The organism is Massilia sp. 2TAF26, assembly GCF_052115005.1.
Taxonomy (GTDB): Bacteria; Pseudomonadota; Gammaproteobacteria; order Burkholderiales; family Burkholderiaceae_D; genus Telluria.
Genome location: NZ_JBFRFV010000014.1, coordinates 42239 through 60510, shown reverse-complemented (window position 1 = coordinate 60510; position 18272 = coordinate 42239). Strand labels below are relative to the sequence as shown.

The window sequence follows — 18272 nt, the reverse complement described above, 5'->3', positions numbered from 1 at the left end:
ACTTTACTAATAAAAAACAAACGGCCGGAATGAGCCCGGCCGCCCTTCTCGCCCGATTACCCGGGGTTCAAACTTGCAGCAGACGCTCGACGAAATCCAGCCGGTCCTGTCCCCAGAAACCCTGGCCGTCGACCACATACCACGGCGAGCCGAACACGCCGGCGTCCAGCGCTTCCTTCGTGAATCCTTCGAACTTCCGGCGCACCGCCGGCCCTTGTGCCGCCGCCACCAGGGCCGCGCCGTCGAAACCGGTGTCGTCGGCCAGCCGCGCCAGGGTGGCCGCGTCGGCAATGTCCTGCTCTTCCGCCCAGACCGCGCGCATGACCGCACCGGCCAGGGCCAAAGCCTGGTCGGCGCCCTGCTCCTCGCGCGCGGCGACCAGCAGCAGCGCGGCCGGCACCGGATCGACCGGGAAGAACTTCGGATGCAAGTTGAGCGGCAGTCCGGTGTGCGCCGACCAGCGCTGCAGTTCCTGCAGCCGGTAGGCCTGGCGCGCCGGCGGACGTTTGGCCAGCGGCAGGCCGCCGGTTTCGGAAAACACCGCGCCCAGGTCGACGGGCCTCGGCTCGATCATCGCGCCGTACCGGGTCGCCAGCTTGAGCAGGCGCTCATGGCCCAGATAGGCCCAGGGCGAATGCGGCGCGAAATAGTACTGGATGGTTTTGCTCATGTGTAGTCAGTCGGGGTCAGAGCCCACCCGAGTGAATCGGGCTCCGACCCCGAATAATTAAAATGGCTTCACAACGACCAGGATCACGATTGCGATCAGCAGCAGCACAGGGACTTCGTTAAACACGCGGAACCATTTATGGCTGCGCGTATTCGCCCCGCGTTCGAACTTCTTCAGCAGCGATCCACAGGCGTGATGGTAGCCGATCACCAGGATGACCAGCGCCAGCTTTGCATGCAGCCATCCGCCGCGGATGCCGAAGCCCAGCCACAGCCAGAGGCCCAGCACCAGGGCCGGGATCATCAGCATCGTGGTGAAGCGGTAGAGGCGGCGTCCCATGCCCAGCAGGCGCTCGATCGTGGCGGGATTGGTTTCCTGCGCCAGGTTCACGAAGATGCGCGGCAGGTAGAACAGGCCGGCGAACCAGGAGGCGATGAAGACGATGTGGAAGGCTTTGATCCAGAGGTACATTTTTTTCCTAAATGGGTCCCCGCCTCCGCGGGGACGACGGAGAAATTATTGGCGGATCTCGCCGTGGCCGAACACCACATACTTCAGCGAAGTCAGCCCCTCCAGCCCCACCGGCCCGCGCGCATGCAGCTTGTCGTTCGAGATGCCGATCTCGGCGCCCAGGCCGTACTCGAAACCGTCGGCGAAGCGCGTCGAGGCGTTCACCATCACCGAGGCCGAATCGACTTCGCGCAGGAAGCGCATGGCGTCGGTGTAATCCTCGGTGACGATGGCGTCGGTATGCTTCGACGAATAGGTGTTGATGTGTTCCATCGCCTCGTCGATATCGGCCACGATCTTGACCGCCAGGATCGGCGCCAGGTATTCGGTGCTCCAGTCTTCCTCGGTTGCCGGCGCCAGGTGCGGATAGCCCAGCAGGATCGCCAGCGCTTCCGGATCGGCGCGCAGTTCGACTTCCTTGGTCGCGTACAGCTCGGCCAGCTGCGGCAGGATCGTCGGCGCGATGGCGCGCGCCACCAGCAGGGTTTCCATCGTGTTGCAGGTGCCGTAGCGGTGGGTCTTGGCGTTCATCGCGATCGGCAGCGCCTTGGCGATATCGGCCTTGGCGTCGATGTAGACGTGGCAGATGCCGTCCAGGTGCTTGATCATCGGGACCGTCGCTTCCTGCATCAGGCGCGCGATCAGGCCCTTGCCGCCGCGCGGCACGATCACGTCCACGTATTCCGGCATGGTGATAAGAAAGCCGACGGCGGCGCGGTCGGTGGTCTCGACCACCTGCACGCCCTGTTCCGGCAGGCCGGCGCCGCGCAGCCCTTCCGCCACCAGCTCGGCCAGGGCGCGGTTGCAATGGATGGCTTCCGAACCGCCGCGCAGGATGGCGGCATTGCCGCTCTTGATGCACAGCCCGGCCGCGTCCACCGTCACGTTCGGGCGCGCTTCGTAGATGATGCCGATGACGCCCAGCGGCACGCGCATCTGGCCGACCTGGATGCCGCTTGGGCGGAACTTCATGTTCGAGATTTCGCCGATCGGATCCGGCAGCGCGACGATCTGGCGCAGGCCGTCGACCATGGTGGCGATCGCCTTGTCGGACAGCGCCAGGCGGTCCAGCAGGGCCGGCGCCAGGCCGGCGGCGCGGGCGGCATCGAGGTCGCGCGCATTGGCGTCGCGCAGGCAGGCGGCGTCGCGCTCGATGGCGTCGGCGATCAGGAGCAGCGCCTTGTTGCGGGCGGCGCTGTCGGCGCGCGCCATCGCGCGCGAGGCCGCGCGCGCCTGGCGGCCGATGGTTTGCATGTATTCGTTGATGTCCATTTGCGTCGTCCGTATATAGGGTGGGCACCCATGCCCACCCTACGTCATGAGGCTACTCTTAATGCCAGCTGCAGCATCGCATCCCAGGCATCGCCCGCGAACTGCTTCGCACGCAGACCCTTGACCATGCGGTCGACCTGGGCCGCCTCCTGCATGGCCGCTTCCAGGGTCGGCAGCGAGATGCGGCGCAGCGCCGGTTCCATCATGCGCTCGCGCGGGCCCCAGATCCGGTATTCCTTCAGCAGCGCGCCCAGCGGGCGTCCCTGCGCCATCCCTGCCTTCAATTTTAGCAGCGTGCGGATTTCCTCCGACACCGCCCACAGCACCAGCGGCAGCGCCTCGCCCTCGCCTTTCAGGCCTTCCAGCATGCGCACCAGGCGCGCCGGATCGCCGGCCAGCATCGCTTCGGACAGCTTGAACACGTCGTAGCGCGCCACGTTCAGCACGGCGTCCTGGACTTGCTCGAAACTCAGCTTGCCGGGCTCGTACAGCAGTCCCAGCTTCTGGATTTCCTGGTGCGCCGCCAGCAGGTTGCCCTCGACGCGATCGGCGATGAAGTCCAGGCTCTGGCGGTCTGCGCTCTGCTGCTGCGCCGAGAGACGCATGCCGATCCAGGCCGGCAATGCGGGCCGTTCCACGTTCGGGATCTCGACGTAGACCGCGGCCTGCTGCAGGTTCGCCACCCAGGCCGCCTTCGCCGTCTGCCAGTCCAGCTTGGGCAGGGTGATCAGGGTCAGGTTGTCCGGGTTCAGGTCTTTCGCGTAGTTCTGCAGGGCCGCGCTGCCGTCCTTGCCGGGCTTGCCGCCGGGGATGCGCAGCTCGATCAGCTTCTTGTCGCCGAACAGCGACATCGCCTGGTTGGCGGCCAGCAGCTCGCCCCACTTGAAGTTGCGCTCGACCGTGAGCACGTCGCGCTCGGAATAGCCTTGCGCACGCGCGGCGCGGCGGATCTTGTCCGCCGCTTCCAGCGCCAGCAGGTGCTCGTCGCTGGTGATCACGTACAGGGGCGCCAGCCCCTTGGCGAGCTGCCCGTCGAGCGCCTCAGGCCGCAACTGCATAGTCTCTCTTCCTTACTTGGCCGGCGCTGGCCGGAGCGCGGCCAGGCGGCGCATGATCTGCTGCACCAGGTCGGCCTGCATGTCGCGGTACAGCAGCGCTTCCTCGGATTCCTTGGCCAGCACCTGGGTCTCGTCGAAGGCCATGTTCCGGCGCAGCGTGATCTCGGTGGCCGGCAGCAGCTCGACGCCCTTGCTGTCGCGGACCGCGAAGGTCAGCGTATAGGTCAGCAGGTATTCGCGCACCCGGCCCAGGCTGTTCAGCGACAGGATCGACTTGCCGCGGTTCTCGCTCAGCACCACGAACTGCGCTTCCGCCTGGTCCGGCTTGTCGGCGATGGCGACGTCGCCCGCGCGTAAATTACGCTTGAGTTCAGTCCCGAGCGGCGAGGTGTCCGGGAAGGTCAGGAACAGGCTGTGGAAGGGCATCGTGTAGCTGCCGTTCGAGCCGCGCAACTGGAAGCCGCAGGCCGCCAGCGACGCTGCTACTACCAGCGCCGCGACGGAACGCACCACTACTTTCTTATAGGAGGCCGGCATCGATTACACCACGATGTTGATCAACTTGCCGGGGACGACGATGACCTTCTTCGGCGTACCTTCGACGAACTTCTGGGCCGCTTCCGAGGCCAGAGCCGCGGCTTCGATGGCGGCCTTGTCGGCGCCCTTCGGCACCTTGACGGAACCGCGCAGCTTGCCGTTCACCTGGATCATCAGCTCGATCTCGGACTGCTCCAGCGCGGCCGGGTCGACTTCCGGCCACTGCACGTTCAGGATGTCGCCGTACACGCCGGCGTAGCCCAGTTCCTGCCACAGCGCGTGGGTGATGTGCGGCGCCACCGGGTTCAGCATGCGCAGGAAGATCGACAGGCCTTCGGTAATGACGGCGTCGCTCGCCGAACCCTCGGCCAGCTTGGCCGACTCCAGGGTATTCAGCATCTTCATGCAGGCCGAGACGACCGTGTTGTACTGGATGCGCTTGAAGTCGTAGTCGGCCTGCTGCAGGATCTTGTGCACTTCGCGGCGCAGGGTTTTCTGGTCGTCGTCCAGCGTCCCTTGCTGCTGGCCGGCCAGCGCCGCGGCGATGCGCTCACGCTGCGCATGGGCGAAGGCCCAGACGCGGCGCAGGAAGCGGCTCGCGCCTTCCACGCCCGACTCCGACCACTCCAGGGTCTGCTCCGGCGGCGCCGCGAACATGGTGAACAGGCGGGCGGTGTCGGCACCGTACTGCTCGATCTGGGCTTGCGGGTCGATGCCGTTGTTCTTCGACTTCGACATCTTCTCGGTGCCGCCGATGATGACCGGTGCGCCGTCCAGCTTCGATGCCGCCGCCTGCGGGCGGCCGCGGTCGTCGAGTACGAGGTCGACGTCGGCCGGGTTGAACCAGGTCTTCTTGCCGGATTCGTCTTCGCGGTAGTAGGTCTCGTTCAGCACCATGCCTTGCGTGAGCAGGTTGACGAAGGGCTCGTCGAACTTCACCAGGCCGAAGTCGCGCATCACCTTGGTCCAGAAGCGCGCGTACAGCAGGTGCAGCACGGCGTGCTCGATGCCGCCGATGTACTGGTCCATCGGCATCCAGTAATCGTTGCGGGCCGGGTCGACCATCTGGTCGTTCGAACCCGGCGAGGTATAGCGCATGTAGTACCAGCACGAGTCGACGAAGGTGTCCATGGTGTCGGTCTCGCGGCGGGCGGGCGCGCCGCAGCACGGGCAGTCGACCTTCAGGAAGGCTTCGTGCTTCTTCAGCGGGTTGCCGGTGCCGTCCGGGACGCAGTCTTCCGGCAGCACGACCGGCAGGTCCTTTTCCGGAACCGGCACCGTGCCGCACTTCTCGCAGTGGATCATCGGGATCGGCGTGCCCCAGTAGCGCTGGCGCGAGATGCCCCAGTCGCGCAGGCGGAAGGTGACCTTCTTGTCGCCCAGGTCCTTCTCGGCCAGGTCGCCGGCCACGGCGTTCACGGCGGCGGTGTAATCGAGGCCGTCGTACTTGCCGGAGTCGATCAGCACGCCCTTCTCTTTATCGCCGTACCACTCCTGCCAGCCGTCCAGCGAGAAGGTCTCGCCTTCCACCGCGACGACCTGCTTGATCGGCAGCTCGTATTTTTTGGCGAACGCGAAGTCGCGCTCGTCGTGCGCCGGCACACCCATCACGGCGCCGTCGCCGTAGGTCATCAGCACATAGTTGCCGACCCAGACCGGCACCTGCTCGCCGGTGATCGGGTGCATGACGGACAGGCCGGTCGGCATGCCCTTCTTTTCCATCGTCGCCATGTCGGCTTCGATCACGGAGCCCTGCTTGCACTCGGCGATGAAGGCCTGCAGTTCGGGATTATCCCTGGCCGCCTGGGTGGCCAGCGGGTGCTCGGCGGCGACCGCGCAGAAGGTCACGCCCATGATGGTATCGGCGCGGGTGGTGAAGACGTAGAGCTTGCCTTCGTTGATCAGCTCACCCTGCTCGTCCATGATCACGTGCGGGAAGGCGAAACGCACGCCGGTCGACTTGCCGATCCAGTTGGCCTGCATGATGCGCACGCGCTCCGGCCAGCCCGGCAGTTTATTGTCGACGTAGTCCAGCAGCTCCTCGGCGTAGTCCGTGATGCGCACGTAGTACATCGGGATCTCGCGCTTTTCGACCAGCGCGCCCGAACGCCAGCCGCGGCCGTCGACGACCTGCTCGTTGGCCAGCACGGTCTGGTCGACCGGGTCCCAGTTCACGGTGCCGGTCTTCTGGTAGATGATGCCCTTCTCGAGCATCTTCAGGAACATCCACTGGTTCCACTTGTAGTAGTCCGGCTTGCAGGCGGTCATTTCGCGCGACCAGTCGATGGCCAGGCCCATCGACTCCATCTGGCCGCGCATGTGGGCGATGTTCGAATAAGTCCATTCGGCCGGCGGCACGTTGTTCGCCATTGCCGCGTTCTCGGCCGGCATGCCGAAGGCGTCCCAGCCCATCGGCATCAGCACGTTGTAGCCGTTCATCCGCAGGTAGCGGTACATCACGTCGTTGATCGTATAGTTGCGCACGTGACCCATGTGCAGCTTACCGGACGGGTAAGGCAGCATCGAGCAGGCGTAATACTTGCCTTTTGGGAAACGCGGGTCATTTTCGACCGCTTTATAGGCGTCGATCGACTTCCAGTAGGCCTGGGCGGCCTGTTCGACTTCGGCTGGACTATATTTATCTTGCATGATGTTCTGCGGACTAATGGAGGTGAGCAGAACATTATACTGGTTGATTCACCTAGCGGGCTCGGAGAGCCCGCCCTACCGCAGCTCGAGCTCCAGGGCCGGCTTTTCGCCGTAGTCCTCGTAGCGCTCGTTGATGCCGATGATGCAGAAGGCCATTTCCTCCAGCACGTCCTCGGCACGTTCGCGCATGGCGTCGGAATGCAGCACGACGATGTGCAGGGTCTCGTCCGGACCGAGGCGGATGCTGCTCATGCCGTCCTCGTCGCGCAGGTAGCTGAGGCAGTCGACCCAGGAATCCATGGTGTGCGGATAGGAGTCCGGGAAGCCGAAGGCGCGCTGGCTCTCGGCGTGGAAGCTTTCGGTGTCGACGATTGCGGCGCCGTTCAGTTCGACGGTGGCCATAGGGATTCTCCGATTCATCGTCGTTCCCGTGGAGGCGGGAATGACGGTATTTATACGTTCGCGGGATAAAAAACGCCCGCCGTCCCGGCCAGTATGCCAGCAGATCGCTGACAAAGCCGTCCAGTTCGGCGGGCGTGCAGATAACGCGGGCTCAGGTGGTTTTCAGGCCCAGCACATCCTGCATGTCGTACAGACCGGTCGGCTTGTCGGCCAGGAAGCGTGCGGCGCGCAGGGCGCCCTGGGCGTAGCTGACGCGGCTGCTCGATTTGTGGCTGATCTCGATGCGCTCGCCGATGCCGGCGAACAGCACGGTGTGGTCGCCGACGATGTCGCCGCCGCGCACGGTGGCGAAGCCGATGGTCGAGGGGTCGCGTTCGCCGGTCACGCCTTCGCGGCCGTAGACGGCGCACTGTTGCAGGTCGCGGCCGAGGGCGTCGGCGATGACCTCGCCCATCTTCAGCGCGGTGCCGGACGGGGCGTCGACCTTGTGGCGGTGGTGGGCTTCGATGATCTCGATGTCATAGCCCTGCGAGAAGTTCTTCGCCGCCATTTCCAGCAGCTTCAGGGTGACGTTCACGCCGATGCTCATGTTCGGCGCGAACACGATCGCGGTCTTTTCGGCGGCGGCGCGGATCGCGGCCTTGCCGGCTTCATCGAAGCCGGTGGTGCCGATGATCAGCTTGATGCCGTGGGCGGCGCAGTATTCCAGGTGCTCCAGCGTGCCTTCCGGGCGGGTGAAGTCGATCAGGTACTGGGCGCCGGCCAGGCCTTGCTCCAGGCTTGATCGGATCGTCACGCCGGTCAGCTGGCCCGAAAAGGCGCCCGCATCCGAACCGATGAAGGGACTGCCTGCGCGATCGAGTGCACCGGCCAGGGTGGCGTCGTCGGCTGCCGCGATGGTCTCGATCAGCATGCGGCCCATGCGGCCGCTGGCGCCGGCGACGGCAATATTCAATTGCGTCATGACTCTTACTCCCCGCCGCGCTTGGCCGCGTCTTCGCGCTTGCGCTTCAGTTCGTCCAGCGATTCCTGTTCGGTCTTGGTCTCGTACTTCGAGATGCCGATCAGGCGCGAGATGTATTCACGCTCGCTCGGCAGGTTGCCGCCGTCGATCTTGGCCAGCAGGTTGTCCTTGAAGTAGACAGTGACGCGGCTGGTGGTCAGCTCGCCGTTGCCGCGCGCGAGGTAGAAGGGATAGTCCCAGCGGTCGGCGTGGAAGGCGTCCGTCAGCAACGGGGTGCCGAGGATGAACTTGACCTGGTCGCGGGTCTGCCCGACCTTCAGCTGGGTCAGCATTTCCTGGGACACGAAGTTACCCTGCTGGATGTCCGGACGATACGGCGAGAACACCCACAGGAATTTCTGCAGCTTGGTGACGGTGGTCGTCTGCGCGCCCGAATTCGCGATTGCCGCGGACTTGTCGGCATCGGCGGCGACCGCGGCCGGGGCGGTGCTCACCGGCGCTGCCGGCTTGGTCTGGTTACGCCAGGATGCGCAGCCGGAGACCGTCAGCGCCGTGACGGCAAGGCCGGCCACGAGCGCGGCCCGGGCGTGGGAACGATGGAAAACGGCATTCATGACGCGCATATCTAACCTTAAAAACGATTGAGCGAGATTCTAGAAACGCTATATCATAAAGCACTACGCCTATCTCGGCCCATCTAAGAGTAACAAAACATGAGCAACAACCCAACCGACCTGAAGGCCAGCGGCCTCAAAGCGACACTGCCGCGGCTCAAAATCCTGGAGATCTTCCAGAACAGCACGGTACGGCACCTGACGGCGGAAGACGTATACAAGACCCTGCTGAACGAGAACATGGACGTCGGCCTGGCGACGGTGTACCGCGTGCTGACCCAGTTCGAACAGGCCGGTCTCCTGAACCGCAATCACTTTGAAACCGGCAAAGCCATCTATGAGCTGAACGCCGGTTCGCACCACGACCACCTGGTCTGCCTCGACTGCGGCCACGTCGAGGAGTTCTACGACGAAGAGATCGAAAGCCGCCAGCAGAAGATCGCCCTCGAGCGCGGTTTCAAGATCGCCGAACACGCCCTCGCCATCTACGGCAACTGCCAGAAGACGGATTGCCCGCACCGGCACCGTTAAGAACCTATCCCAGTAGGCCGGAGTCGCTCCTGCCTACTGGATAGGTTCTAAGCTGCGCGTCTCCTACAGCTTGTCCTGCGCCGCGCGCCGGCTGGCCGCGGCGATGACCTTGTTCACCGCCGCGATCACCAGTTCCGGCTCTTCCTTCTGAATGTTGTGCCCGCTTTTCAGGGTCAGCACCTGGGAGCCTTCGCTGAACTGGCGCAGGAAATCGGCGTGCAGGTCGCGCTTCAGGGCGACCGCCTCCACGCTCTGCAGGAAGAATTCCGGCTTGTCGAACTGCTGCACCGAGGTCAGGACGACCACCGGCACGTCCGGCAGCTTGCCGTCCAGCGGCGGCGGCAGCGCCCCCTGGTCGAGGACCGGCTTCAGCGCGTCGTACTCCGCCCTGAACCTGGCCGGCACGAGGGCGTCGAACTGCCGGTCGTCGTCCGCCGCGCGCCTTGCATCGAGCCTGCGCAGGCCCGGATTGAAGCGTTCGTCGGCCGGGTCGACCAGCACCAGGCCGGCCACCTGGCCGGGATGACGCAGCGCGAAGGCGCGCGCCAGCAAGCCGCCGTAGGAATGGCCGACCAGGATGAAGGGCGGCTTCAGCCCCGCCGCGGCCACCAGCTGGTCGAGCTCCCGGCTGCTTTGGAGGATGCTGCGCGGTTCGGGGCGCGGGTCGGAGCTGCCATGGCCGGCGCGCGAATAGCTCATGACGTGCGCCGACTTCGACAGCTCCGGCGCCACCTTGCGCCAGGTATCCAGGCCGGTGCCGAAGCCGGATTCGAAGATGACGGTATAGCGTCCGCTGCCCTGCTCCGCCGCCTGCACCTGCCAGGCGCCCACGGCGATGCGCTCCTCCGGCGCGGAGGCGCCGGTGCGTGCGACGGCGCCGCACACCAGCACGATGGCGGCGAGAATAAGGGGACGTCTGAATCGGTTCACGGCAATTCCTTGGCGGATGGCGCGCGCGGCGCAATGAACCGACTATATCCGCCGGGGGTTCCTGCCGAAACTGTAAGAAACCTCAGGAGTGGCTGAGCGCGTTCGAGAGGAGCTTGGCCGTGATATCGACGATCGGGATCACCCGCTCATAGGCCATGCGGGTCGGGCCGATCACGCCGAGGGTGCCGACGATCTTGCCATTCACCTCGTAGGGCGCGGTGACCACGCTCATCTCGTCCATCGGCACCAGCTTGGATTCGCCGCCGATGAAGATCTGCACGCCACCGGCCTTGCTGGAGACGTCCAGCAGCTGCATCAGGCCGGTCTTCTGCTCGAACATCTCGAACATCTGGCGCAGCGAGCTCATATTCGACGAGAGGTCGGCCACCGACAGCAGGTTGCGCTCGCCCGAAATGATCATGTCGTCGGTTTCCTGCAGGGCTTCGCTGCCCGCATCCACCGCGGACTGCATCAGGCGCGCCATGTCGTCGCTCAGCTTGCGCAATTCTCCGGTCAGGCGCGCACGCACCTGGTCGAAGGACAGGCCGGCGAAATTCTGGTTCAGGTAGTTGGCCGATTGCGTCAGCTCGGAGGGGCTGTAGTCGACGTCGGTCAGCAGCAGGCGGTTCTGGACGTCGCCGCGCGGGTCGACGATCACCAGCAGGATGCGTTTTTCCGACAGGCGCAGGAATTCGATCTGCTGGAACGCCGATTCGCGCCGCGGGCTCTGCACCACGCCGGCGAACTGCGACAGCGAGGACAGCATCTGGGCCGCGTTGGCGATCACCTTCTGCGGCTGGTGCGCGGGCAGGCGCATGCCGGCTTCGACCGCGTTCTCGTCGATCTGCCGCACGGTGAGCAGGGTGTCGACGAAGATGCGGTAGCCGCGCGGCGTCGGGATCCGGCCGGCCGAGGTGTGGGGGCTGGCGACATAGCCCATCTCCTCGAGGTCGGCCATGATGTTGCGGATCGTGGCCGGCGACAGGTCGAGGCCGGAAATCTTCGACAGCGCGCGCGAGCCGACCGGCTGGCCGTCGGCGATATAGCGCTCGACCAGGGCTTTCAGCAGGGTTTGTGCACGGTTATCGAGTTGCATGGTTCACATTATGCCTGTTCGCCCGCCGCGTGTGCAGTCATGCGTGCCGTCAACCACGCTTCAGGCATGGTTGCGCTCGAGCCAGTCCAGCAGTTCGTCGACATCGCGCACGATCGCGTCCGGCTCGACGCCGTGTTCGATATGCTTGCGGCTGCCGTTGCGGTTCATCCAGACCCCGCGCAGGCCGGCGCGCTGGGCGCCCTGGACGTCGAGCAGCACGTCGTCGCCCACATAGACGGCGTCAAGCGGGGCCACGCCCAGTTCGCGGCAGCCGGCCAGGAAGATCGCCGGATCCGGCTTGGCCACGCCGAACGCGGGCGCCGATACCGACGCCCGGAAATGGTGGGCCAGGCCGATGGTCCGCAGGTCGGCATTGCCGTTCGTGATCGCGCCGAGCAGCACCTTGTTTTTCAGGCGCAGCAATCCCGGCACCACGTCGTCGTAAGGCACCACGGCGTTGCGCGCGGCAAAGAACTCGGCCATCGCCAGCTCCACCTTGGCGGCATCCTCGCCGGCCTGTTCGAAGGCGGCGAGCAGGCCGGCGCGGCGCAGCTTGCCCAGGTCGAGCTGGAACTCCGGCTTCTGCGCCAGCAGTTCCAGGCGCGCCTGGCGCAGGCTGTCGATGGTGAAGCGCTGGGCCACGCGCGGCGCGTGCTCGCGCAGCCAGGCGAACAGGATCTCTTCGGCTTGCAGGATCACCGGGGCGATCGGCCACAGCGTGTCGTCCAGGTCGAAAAGGAGGGCCTTGGGCCAGGCGCGTGGGGTCGTCGTCATGCTCGGGGGTCGGAGGGAGGGCGGGTCAAGGATAGCGAGGCCGGCCTTGAAAATCAACGGCATGCAGATGTCGTTACACCGTGATACAAAGGCAAATGAGGCTGCGGCTTGGCAAATGCTCTAAAATGTCGGGCAATATTCTACTCAGCGGTGCCGCCGGTCCTGCCGTGCGCCATCCCGTCCAACGGAGATTCTATGAAGAGTTCGATCCTGTATGCCGGCGCTGCGCTGGCATGCGCGCTTGGCCTGTCCGCCTGCGGCGGCGGCAGCGGTGACCTGCCCCTGACCGTAACCATCGCCGGCGGCGTGACCAAGGAAGGCCTGGTACTGGTCAACCAGAGCAACGGCGACGAGATCGCGGTTCCGGCCGGCGCTAGCACCGTCCAGTTCAAGAAATACCTGTCGACCGACGACGAGTTCAACATCTCGTACAAGTCCCTGCCGTCGAACGTCAGCGCCTGCACCTTCAGCAACAACAAGGCGCGCGCCAACTACTATACGGTCTACACCACGGTGCCGACGGTGTTCTGCACGATCAAGACCCATACCCTGTCGGTCACGGTGATCGGCCTGACCGGCACCGGCCTGGAACTCGTCAACGGTTCCAACCGCAAAGTGGTGACGGCGGCCGATGCAAGCCAACCGGTGCCCATCGGCGACATTCCGGAAGACGGCGCGTACGGCGTGACCATCCTGAACCAGCCGGATACGCAGACCTGCACGATCAGCGGCGGCACCGGCACCATGACCGCCACCGGCCCGGGCACCACGCCTGTGGTCACCTGCGGTCCCAAGACCCAATAATCTGGAAACTGGAGAGTAAAGTATGAAGTTCCACCTCGTGCGCCCGGCCCTGATCCTGGCTTCATCCGTGGTCCTGGCGTCCTGCGGCGGCGGCGGCAAGGAGACCTACCCGGTCAAGGTGACGGTCTCCAACGTCCAGTATCCGGGTCTGATCCTGACCACCAACGGCCAGGAACTGGCCGTTCCGGTGCCCGCCAAGGCCGGCGACACCCAGGTCCTGTATTTCGCGAACGGTCTCGACTACGGTACCTACTACAACGTGGTGCCGAAAGGCGGCACCGCCGCGCTCGGCGGCGGCTCGCAGCCGGCGCACCAGAACTGCGTCAGCGGCGGCATCCCGCGCGAGTATGGGACGGCGGGCCAGAGCGCCTCGCTCGAATCGGCACGCACGCCGGCGATCGAGGTGTTCTACAACTGCTCCATCCTGTCGTACTCGCTGAGCGGCACCATCACCGGCCTGCCCTCCGCCGACGTGAGCGTGACCCTGACCAACGGCAGCAACAGCACCGTCACCATCGCCGGCAGCAGCACCGACGCGTCGGTTCCGTTCGCGATGAGCGCAGTGCCTTATGGCACGAGCTTCGGTATCACGGTACTGACCCAGCCGACCGGCTACACCTGCACCGTTTCCAGCAACGGCACCGGCGTGATGCTGGATGCCCAGGAAAAGAACGGCGGCGTCAAGGACGTGGCTGTCACCTGCGTCAAGAACAGCTGATCGACGCCAGGGAGGTGGTTGCGGAGGAGATATTTTCGTTGCGAATATCAAATATTCCAAACGAAAATTGGACGAATATGCTGTAACGCAGCATACTGCTTCCTGTCTCCTCCAACTCTCCTCAGAAAAGAATTGGATTTAAGCCCGCCCTCAAAAGCGGGCTTTTTTTTCGCCTTTTTCCGGGCTGTCTCTTTCAGGAAGCAGTCTCTTGCAGGAAGCAATTAAATGGCTGCTTTCTCTGCTGCGCTCAAGCGCTTCGCCGTCACCGTCACCACCGCCATCTGCTTGCCTTCGATCGACACCTGGGCGTTGTAGCGTTCGTGCGCATTGGCGCTGGCGGCGCTGGCTGCGCTGGTGACACCGGCCAGGACGACGGCTGCCAGGAAGATCGCTTCCATGTTTTTCATGACGTTCATTTCGGTTCTCCTTCGGGTGAAGTGCGTTGCGTTTTGTCTTTCGATGGTGTCACTGTAGGCGTCCGCGCCCCCTCCTTCCAGCGGACTGCGACGAACTGCAAAAAACGCGGGATGGACGCCCAAAAACCGGGGCTATGCGTTGCGCCGGCTGCCTTTTACGCCTGAGAACGCTCAACAGCCTGCGCGCCTGTGCTCGCCATACTCGACGGCGGCACAAATGCGGAGGCGACATGAGGCGGGAGAACTTCTTGAAACTCGATCCGGGCGCGGCGGCCGGCATGGCCGGCACCGTGGCCGGCTGGAACCGGCTGGCCCTGCAGGCGATCCGCGCGGCGCAGCCCGGCCCGCCGGCAGCGGCGCGCTCGCTGGCGATCCTGCACACCTGCATGTACAACGCCTGGGCCGCCTACGACGGCGCCGCCCGCCAGACCGCGCACGGGGTAAGGGTGCGGCTGCCCTGCGCCGAACGCAGCGCCGCCAGCAAGGCCTGCGCCATGAGCCATGCGGCCTGGTTCGCGCTCGGCAAGCGCTTCCCGGGCCAGCAAGCCATGTTCGACGCCTGGATGGCCGGCCTGGAACTGGATCGGGCGGCGCCCGGCGGACAGCTGAGCCCGGCCGGCATCGGCCGCATCCAGGCCGTCAGCATGCTCGACTTCTGTCACCGCGCCGGCACCCCGGCCGCCACGGCGACGCCTGCCGAACCGGCGCCCGGCCGCTGGTGCCTGGCGGCGCACCGGCTGTCCGAACGCGAGGGCCATGACGACGACCAGGACGTGCGCCTGTTCTTCGCGCTCGCCAATGCCCTGGCCGACGCCAGCATCGCCGGCTGGGGCGACGCGCAAGAGCGGGAGACGGCCGGGCCGGCCGCCATCCACGGCAGCGCCGGCGCGGCGGCGAACGAAGTGATCAGGCGCTTCGAGAACGAGATGCGGAGCGGGATGCGGGGCCGGACGCGGGCCGACACGCATGTCGGCGCCGGCTTGGCCGGGCAGGAACTGGGCAGGCAGGTGGGCGCGCGCGCATTCGACGATGCGCGCCGCCATTGGGAAGGAAGATTATGAGGCCGGTGACACCGGCTTGAGCAGGTTGGCCAGCGCCACGTACTGCTCCAGCCCCACCGCTTCCGGACGCGCGCCCGGATCGATGCCGGCCTCGACCAACTGCTGCTCGGTGAACATGCCGGCCACACAATTACGGATGACCTTGCGGCGCTGCGAGAAGGCCTTGGCCACCACCGCTTCCAGGGTGGCGGCATCGGCCGGCAACTGGCGGCGGGTCGGCACCATGCGCACGATCGCCGAATCCACCCGCGGCGGCGGATCGAAGGCGGTGGGCGGCACCACGAACAGCATCGACATGTCGTAGCGCCACTGCAGCATCACCGACAGGCGGCTGTAGGCCTTGGTGCCGGGCTCGGCCACCATGCGCTCGACGACTTCCTTCTGCAGCATGAAGTGCTGGTCCTCGACCAGGTGGGCGAAGTCGGCCAGGTGGAACAGCAGCGGGCTCGAGATGTTGTACGGCAGGTTGCCGACCACGCGCAGCTTCTTCCCTTCCGGCACCGGAATCGAGCCGAAATCGAACTTCAGGGCGTCGCCCGAATGGACGGTCAGGCGCTCGCGCGGATAGGCCTTCTCCAGGCGCGTCACCAGGTCGCGGTCCAGTTCGACCACGTGCATGTGGTCGAGTTCCTTGAGCAGCAGCGAAGTCATCGCCGCCAGGCCGGGGCCGATCTCGACCATGGTGTCGCCTTTGCGCGGACCGATCGAATCGATGATGTTGTGAAGGACATGGTCGTCGGTCAGGAAATTCTGGCCGAAGCGCTTGCGGGCTACGTGTTTCATGGGATTCTTAAGTTGTTGCTCGGGCGCGGACCATGGACAGGGCGATGCGGATCGCCTCCTCCATGCTGCCGCAATCGGCCAGGCCGAGGCCTTGCGCGGCCAGGTCGAGGGCCGTGCCGTGGTCGACCGAGGTGCGGATCAGGGGCAGGCCCAGCGTGATGTTCACGCCGCGCCCGAAAGTGGCGTGCTTGAGCACGGGCAGGCCCTGGTCGTGGTACATCGCCAGCACGGCGTCGGCGTCCTGAAGGTACTTCGGCTGGAACAGGGTATCGGCCGGATACGGGCCGCGCGCGTCGATCCCGCGCCCGCGCGCCGCGGCCAGGGCCGGTTCGATGACGTCGATTTCTTCGCGGCCCAGGTAGCCATTCTCGCCGGCGTGCGGATTCAGGCCGGTGACCAGGATGCGCGGCGCTTTGAGCCCGAACTTGCCGCGCAGGTCGGCGTGCAGGATGTCCAGCACCTGGTCCAGCGTCTCGCGCGTGATCGCGGCCGGCACGTCTTTCAGGGGAAGGTGGGTGGTGGCCAGCGCCACCCGCAGGTAGGGCTGGTCCTGTCCGGGCGAGCCGGCCAGCATCATGACGACCCGTGGCGTGCCGGTCTTCTCGGCCAGGTATTCGGTATGGCCGGAGAAGGCGATGCCGGCATCGTTGATGGTGCTCTTCTGCAGCGGTGCGGTGACGATGGCGTCGAACCAGCCCGCCTTGCAGCCTTCGATCGCCAGGTCGAGCGTGGCCAGCACCGCGCGGCCGTTGGCGGCGTCGAGCTGGCCCGGCACCACGTGGGCCTCGAGCGGCACGTCGATGACGGGAATCGTGCCCGGGCCGAAATGCGGCAGCCCGCTATGGCGCAGCGCCATCGTCGACAGCGCCGACAGGCGGATGTCCGGGTCGATCAGGCTGGCCGTCAGCGAGAGGAAGGCGGCATCGCCGACCAGCACGCACCTGGCCTGCTCGCGCAGGGCCCAGGCGGCGCGGATCGCGATTTCCGGACCGATCCCGGCCGGCTCGCCGACGGTGACGGCCAGCGTGGGACGTACGCCCGGGATCGCCATGGCTTACTGCTCCTCGCGGAACTCGACGTAGGCGCGGTCGCGCACCTGGCGCGCCCAGTCTTCCATCGCTTCCTGGCGCTTGCGCTCGGTGAGCACCTGGCGCGCCGTGGCGCGTTCCTTGTCCTTCGAGGTGTCTTCGGTCTTGCGCTCGACGACCTGCACGATGTGCATGCCGAACGGGGTCTTGACCGGATCCGAGATCTGGCCCGGCTGCAGCGCGTGCATCGCGGTCGCCAGTTCATCCGGGATGTCGCCGGCTTCGACCCAGCCCAGGTCGCCGCCCTTCGAGGCCAGGCTGTCCTGCGAATTCTGGCGCGCCAGGTCTTCGAACGTCGCCTGCTTGCCCTCGATCTTCGCCTTCAGTTCGAGCAGCTTCTTGCGGTCCTCTTCCTCGCTCTGGGTCGGGGTGATCTTCAGCAGGATGTGGCGGGCGTGAACCTGCTGCACGTTGGCGGCGGCCTGCTCCTGCTGCTGGGCTTCCGGCTTGCGCACATTGTTGACCTTCAGGATGTGGAAGCCGACGTTGGTGCGCATCACCGGCGTCACCTGGCCGGCCTTCATCTTCACCAGCTCGGCCGCGAACACCGGCGGCAGGCGGTTCGGATCGCGCCAGCCGACCGCGCCGCCCTGCAGGGCGTCCGGCGAATCGGAATAGGTGGCCGCCATCTTGGCGAAGTCGGCGCCGGTGCGCAGCTGGCGCGCCACCTCGTCGGCACGCGCCTTGCGCGCCGCGATCTGCTCGGGCGAGGCGTTTTCCGGGATCCGCACCAGGATCTGCGAGATGTCGACTTCGATGCGGTCGGCGGCGGCGGCCTTCTCGGCGGCCAGGTAGGTGTCGATCTCCGCTTCCGACACCTGGATCTTGGCATCGACTTCGTGGTCGATCAGGCGCTGCATGACGATCTCGTTGCGGATCTGCTCGCGGAACTGGGCGAAGGTCATGCCCTCCTTCTCCATCTGGTTGCGCATCTCCTGCACGCTCATCTTCTGGGACTCGGCGATGCGGCCGATGGCGCGGTCCAGCTCGATGTCGGACACGCGGATGCCGTATTCCTTGCCCAGCTGGAGCTGGGCGCGCTCGGTGATCATGGCCTCGACCACCTGGCGGCGCAGGTCTTCCGGATTGGGCAGCTGCGCGTTCTGGGCGCGCAGGCGCGCGGTGATTTCGTTGACGCGGTTGTCGACTTCACGCTTGGTGATGACCTCGTCGTTGACGATGACGTACACGGAATCGATGACCTTGGCGCTGCTCGACGCCGGCGGCAGGAAACCGGTGGACTGCGCCGGCTTTGCGGCAGGGGCGGCCGGCGTACCGGCGGCTTGGGCCAGGACGTCGCCGGCAGCGAGGGCACACAGCAGCACTGCGGCCAGCTTGACTTGATGCAAACGGGTAGTACGCATATTCAGGGAAGCACTCATTTCAGGGTTTCTA

Annotated in this window: 20 protein-coding genes; 4 read left to right on the top strand and 16 right to left on the bottom strand. The window is 65.7% G+C overall.

The genetic code is table 11. From position 1 onward, the window contains the following. Positions 1-67: 67 nt before the first annotated feature. The 9 genes from AB4Z32_RS15850 to AB4Z32_RS15810 all read right to left on the bottom strand — a co-directional run bounded on the left by AB4Z32_RS15850 (position 68) and on the right by AB4Z32_RS15810 (position 8685). Positions 68-670 carry a 2-hydroxychromene-2-carboxylate isomerase gene (locus AB4Z32_RS15850; RefSeq protein WP_442122814.1) on the bottom strand — a complete coding sequence of 201 codons (603 nt, stop codon included), beginning with the start codon at positions 668-670 and terminating at the stop codon, positions 68-70. A gap of 57 nt (positions 671-727) precedes the next feature. Further along, complete coding sequence (locus tag AB4Z32_RS15845) at positions 728-1141, bottom strand: CopD family protein (RefSeq protein WP_442122813.1); 414 nt, start codon at positions 1139-1141, stop codon at positions 728-730. Between the two features lie 45 nt (positions 1142-1186). Then, positions 1187-2452, bottom strand: coding sequence for a glutamate-5-semialdehyde dehydrogenase (locus AB4Z32_RS15840; protein ID WP_442122812.1), 1266 nt, complete (start codon positions 2450-2452; stop codon positions 1187-1189). Positions 2453-2496: 44 nt separating this feature from the next. Continuing rightward, the gene (gene holA / locus AB4Z32_RS15835; RefSeq protein ID WP_442122811.1) at positions 2497-3510 is read right to left on the bottom strand and encodes a DNA polymerase III subunit delta; all 1014 of its coding nucleotides are present in this window, start codon (positions 3508-3510) and stop codon (positions 2497-2499) included. A 12-nt stretch (positions 3511-3522) separates the two neighbouring features. Beyond that, positions 3523-4047, bottom strand: coding sequence for an LPS-assembly lipoprotein LptE (locus AB4Z32_RS15830; protein WP_442122810.1), 525 nt, complete (start codon positions 4045-4047; stop codon positions 3523-3525). A gap of 3 nt (positions 4048-4050) precedes the next feature. After that, on the bottom strand, positions 4051-6696 hold the full coding sequence (gene leuS, locus AB4Z32_RS15825; RefSeq protein ID WP_442122809.1) for a leucine--tRNA ligase: 2646 nt from the start codon (positions 6694-6696) through the stop codon (positions 4051-4053). A gap of 75 nt (positions 6697-6771) precedes the next feature. Further along, a complete protein-coding gene (locus AB4Z32_RS15820) occupies positions 6772-7098 on the bottom strand; it encodes a barstar family protein (RefSeq protein WP_230026254.1) in 327 nt (108 codons plus the stop codon). A 151-nt stretch (positions 7099-7249) separates the two neighbouring features. Next, positions 7250-8062, bottom strand: a complete 813-nt coding sequence (gene dapB, locus AB4Z32_RS15815; protein ID WP_442122808.1) for a 4-hydroxy-tetrahydrodipicolinate reductase — start codon at positions 8060-8062, stop codon at positions 7250-7252. Between the two features lie 5 nt (positions 8063-8067). Continuing rightward, positions 8068-8685: an outer membrane protein assembly factor BamE gene (locus tag AB4Z32_RS15810; protein WP_442122807.1), complete on the bottom strand. Its 618-nt coding sequence runs from the start codon at positions 8683-8685 to the stop codon at positions 8068-8070. Positions 8686-8775: 90 nt separating this feature from the next. On the opposite strand from AB4Z32_RS15810, the gene fur reads away from it, so the two are divergent. Then, positions 8776-9207 (top strand): ferric iron uptake transcriptional regulator, encoded by a 432-nt coding sequence (gene fur, locus AB4Z32_RS15805; protein ID WP_230026249.1) that lies wholly within the window; start codon positions 8776-8778, stop codon positions 9205-9207. Between the two features lie 63 nt (positions 9208-9270). On the opposite strand, the gene AB4Z32_RS15800 is transcribed toward fur, so the two are convergent. The 3 genes from AB4Z32_RS15800 to AB4Z32_RS15790 all read right to left on the bottom strand — a co-directional run bounded on the left by AB4Z32_RS15800 (position 9271) and on the right by AB4Z32_RS15790 (position 12007). Next, the gene (locus AB4Z32_RS15800) at positions 9271-10137 is read right to left on the bottom strand and encodes an alpha/beta fold hydrolase (RefSeq protein WP_442122806.1); all 867 of its coding nucleotides are present in this window, start codon (positions 10135-10137) and stop codon (positions 9271-9273) included. Between the two features lie 82 nt (positions 10138-10219). Beyond that, positions 10220-11233, bottom strand: a complete 1014-nt coding sequence (gene hrcA / locus AB4Z32_RS15795) for a heat-inducible transcriptional repressor HrcA (RefSeq protein WP_442122805.1) — start codon at positions 11231-11233, stop codon at positions 10220-10222. A gap of 60 nt (positions 11234-11293) precedes the next feature. Next, entirely contained in the window at positions 11294-12007 is a 714-nt protein-coding gene (locus tag AB4Z32_RS15790; protein WP_442122804.1) for an HAD family hydrolase, read from the bottom strand. Positions 12008-12202: 195 nt separating this feature from the next. On the opposite strand from AB4Z32_RS15790, the gene AB4Z32_RS15785 reads away from it, so the two are divergent. Both AB4Z32_RS15785 and AB4Z32_RS15780 read left to right on the top strand, forming a co-directional pair. After that, positions 12203-12811 carry a hypothetical protein gene (locus AB4Z32_RS15785; protein ID WP_442122803.1) on the top strand — a complete coding sequence of 203 codons (609 nt, stop codon included), beginning with the start codon at positions 12203-12205 and terminating at the stop codon, positions 12809-12811. Between the two features lie 22 nt (positions 12812-12833). Next, positions 12834-13529, top strand: a complete 696-nt coding sequence (locus AB4Z32_RS15780; protein WP_442122802.1) for a hypothetical protein — start codon at positions 12834-12836, stop codon at positions 13527-13529. A gap of 221 nt (positions 13530-13750) precedes the next feature. On the opposite strand, the gene AB4Z32_RS15775 is transcribed toward AB4Z32_RS15780, so the two are convergent. Beyond that, on the bottom strand, positions 13751-13945 hold the full coding sequence (locus tag AB4Z32_RS15775) for a hypothetical protein (protein WP_442122801.1): 195 nt from the start codon (positions 13943-13945) through the stop codon (positions 13751-13753). A gap of 248 nt (positions 13946-14193) precedes the next feature. Between AB4Z32_RS15775 and AB4Z32_RS15770 the strand changes: the two genes are divergently transcribed. After that, positions 14194-15006, top strand: a complete 813-nt coding sequence (locus AB4Z32_RS15770; protein ID WP_442122800.1) for a DUF6851 domain-containing protein — start codon at positions 14194-14196, stop codon at positions 15004-15006. Here AB4Z32_RS15770 and rsmA read toward each other — a convergent pair. Genes rsmA through AB4Z32_RS15755 form a run of 3 tightly spaced genes read right to left on the bottom strand, consistent with a single transcriptional unit; the run spans position 15001 to position 18241 of the window. Further along, the gene (gene rsmA, locus AB4Z32_RS15765; RefSeq protein WP_442122799.1) at positions 15001-15789 is read right to left on the bottom strand and encodes a 16S rRNA (adenine(1518)-N(6)/adenine(1519)-N(6))-dimethyltransferase RsmA; all 789 of its coding nucleotides are present in this window, start codon (positions 15787-15789) and stop codon (positions 15001-15003) included. The two genes, AB4Z32_RS15770 and rsmA, sit on opposite strands and share 6 nt — an antisense overlap. 7 nt (positions 15790-15796) lie before the next feature. Further along, positions 15797-16840: a 4-hydroxythreonine-4-phosphate dehydrogenase PdxA gene (gene pdxA / locus AB4Z32_RS15760; protein ID WP_442122798.1), complete on the bottom strand. Its 1044-nt coding sequence runs from the start codon at positions 16838-16840 to the stop codon at positions 15797-15799. A gap of 3 nt (positions 16841-16843) precedes the next feature. Beyond that, a complete protein-coding gene (locus AB4Z32_RS15755) occupies positions 16844-18241 on the bottom strand; it encodes a peptidylprolyl isomerase (protein WP_442122797.1) in 1398 nt (465 codons plus the stop codon). Positions 18242-18272 lie beyond the last annotated feature (31 nt).

Coding starts and splice junctions, on each gene's coding strand:
- AB4Z32_RS15850 (WP_442122814.1), bottom strand. CDS start 670: ATGAGCAAAACCATCCAGTACTATTTCGCGCCGCATTCGCCCTGGGCC.
- AB4Z32_RS15845 (WP_442122813.1), bottom strand. CDS start 1,141: ATGTACCTCTGGATCAAAGCCTTCCACATCGTCTTCATCGCCTCCTGG.
- AB4Z32_RS15840 (WP_442122812.1), bottom strand. CDS start 2,452: ATGGACATCAACGAATACATGCAAACCATCGGCCGCCAGGCGCGCGCG.
- holA (WP_442122811.1), bottom strand. CDS start 3,510: ATGCAGTTGCGGCCTGAGGCGCTCGACGGGCAGCTCGCCAAGGGGCTG.
- AB4Z32_RS15830 (WP_442122810.1), bottom strand. CDS start 4,047: ATGCCGGCCTCCTATAAGAAAGTAGTGGTGCGTTCCGTCGCGGCGCTG.
- leuS (WP_442122809.1), bottom strand. CDS start 6,696: ATGCAAGATAAATATAGTCCAGCCGAAGTCGAACAGGCCGCCCAGGCC.
- AB4Z32_RS15820 (WP_230026254.1), bottom strand. CDS start 7,098: ATGGCCACCGTCGAACTGAACGGCGCCGCAATCGTCGACACCGAAAGC.
- dapB (WP_442122808.1), bottom strand. CDS start 8,062: ATGACGCAATTGAATATTGCCGTCGCCGGCGCCAGCGGCCGCATGGGC.
- AB4Z32_RS15810 (WP_442122807.1), bottom strand. CDS start 8,685: ATGCGCGTCATGAATGCCGTTTTCCATCGTTCCCACGCCCGGGCCGCG.
- fur (WP_230026249.1), top strand. CDS start 8,776: ATGAGCAACAACCCAACCGACCTGAAGGCCAGCGGCCTCAAAGCGACA.
- hrcA (WP_442122805.1), bottom strand. CDS start 11,233: ATGCAACTCGATAACCGTGCACAAACCCTGCTGAAAGCCCTGGTCGAG.
- AB4Z32_RS15790 (WP_442122804.1), bottom strand. CDS start 12,007: ATGACGACGACCCCACGCGCCTGGCCCAAGGCCCTCCTTTTCGACCTG.
- AB4Z32_RS15785 (WP_442122803.1), top strand. CDS start 12,203: ATGAAGAGTTCGATCCTGTATGCCGGCGCTGCGCTGGCATGCGCGCTT.
- AB4Z32_RS15780 (WP_442122802.1), top strand. CDS start 12,834: ATGAAGTTCCACCTCGTGCGCCCGGCCCTGATCCTGGCTTCATCCGTG.
- AB4Z32_RS15775 (WP_442122801.1), bottom strand. CDS start 13,945: ATGAACGTCATGAAAAACATGGAAGCGATCTTCCTGGCAGCCGTCGTC.
- rsmA (WP_442122799.1), bottom strand. CDS start 15,789: ATGAAACACGTAGCCCGCAAGCGCTTCGGCCAGAATTTCCTGACCGAC.
- pdxA (WP_442122798.1), bottom strand. CDS start 16,840: ATGGCGATCCCGGGCGTACGTCCCACGCTGGCCGTCACCGTCGGCGAG.
- AB4Z32_RS15755 (WP_442122797.1), bottom strand. CDS start 18,241: ATGCGTACTACCCGTTTGCATCAAGTCAAGCTGGCCGCAGTGCTGCTG.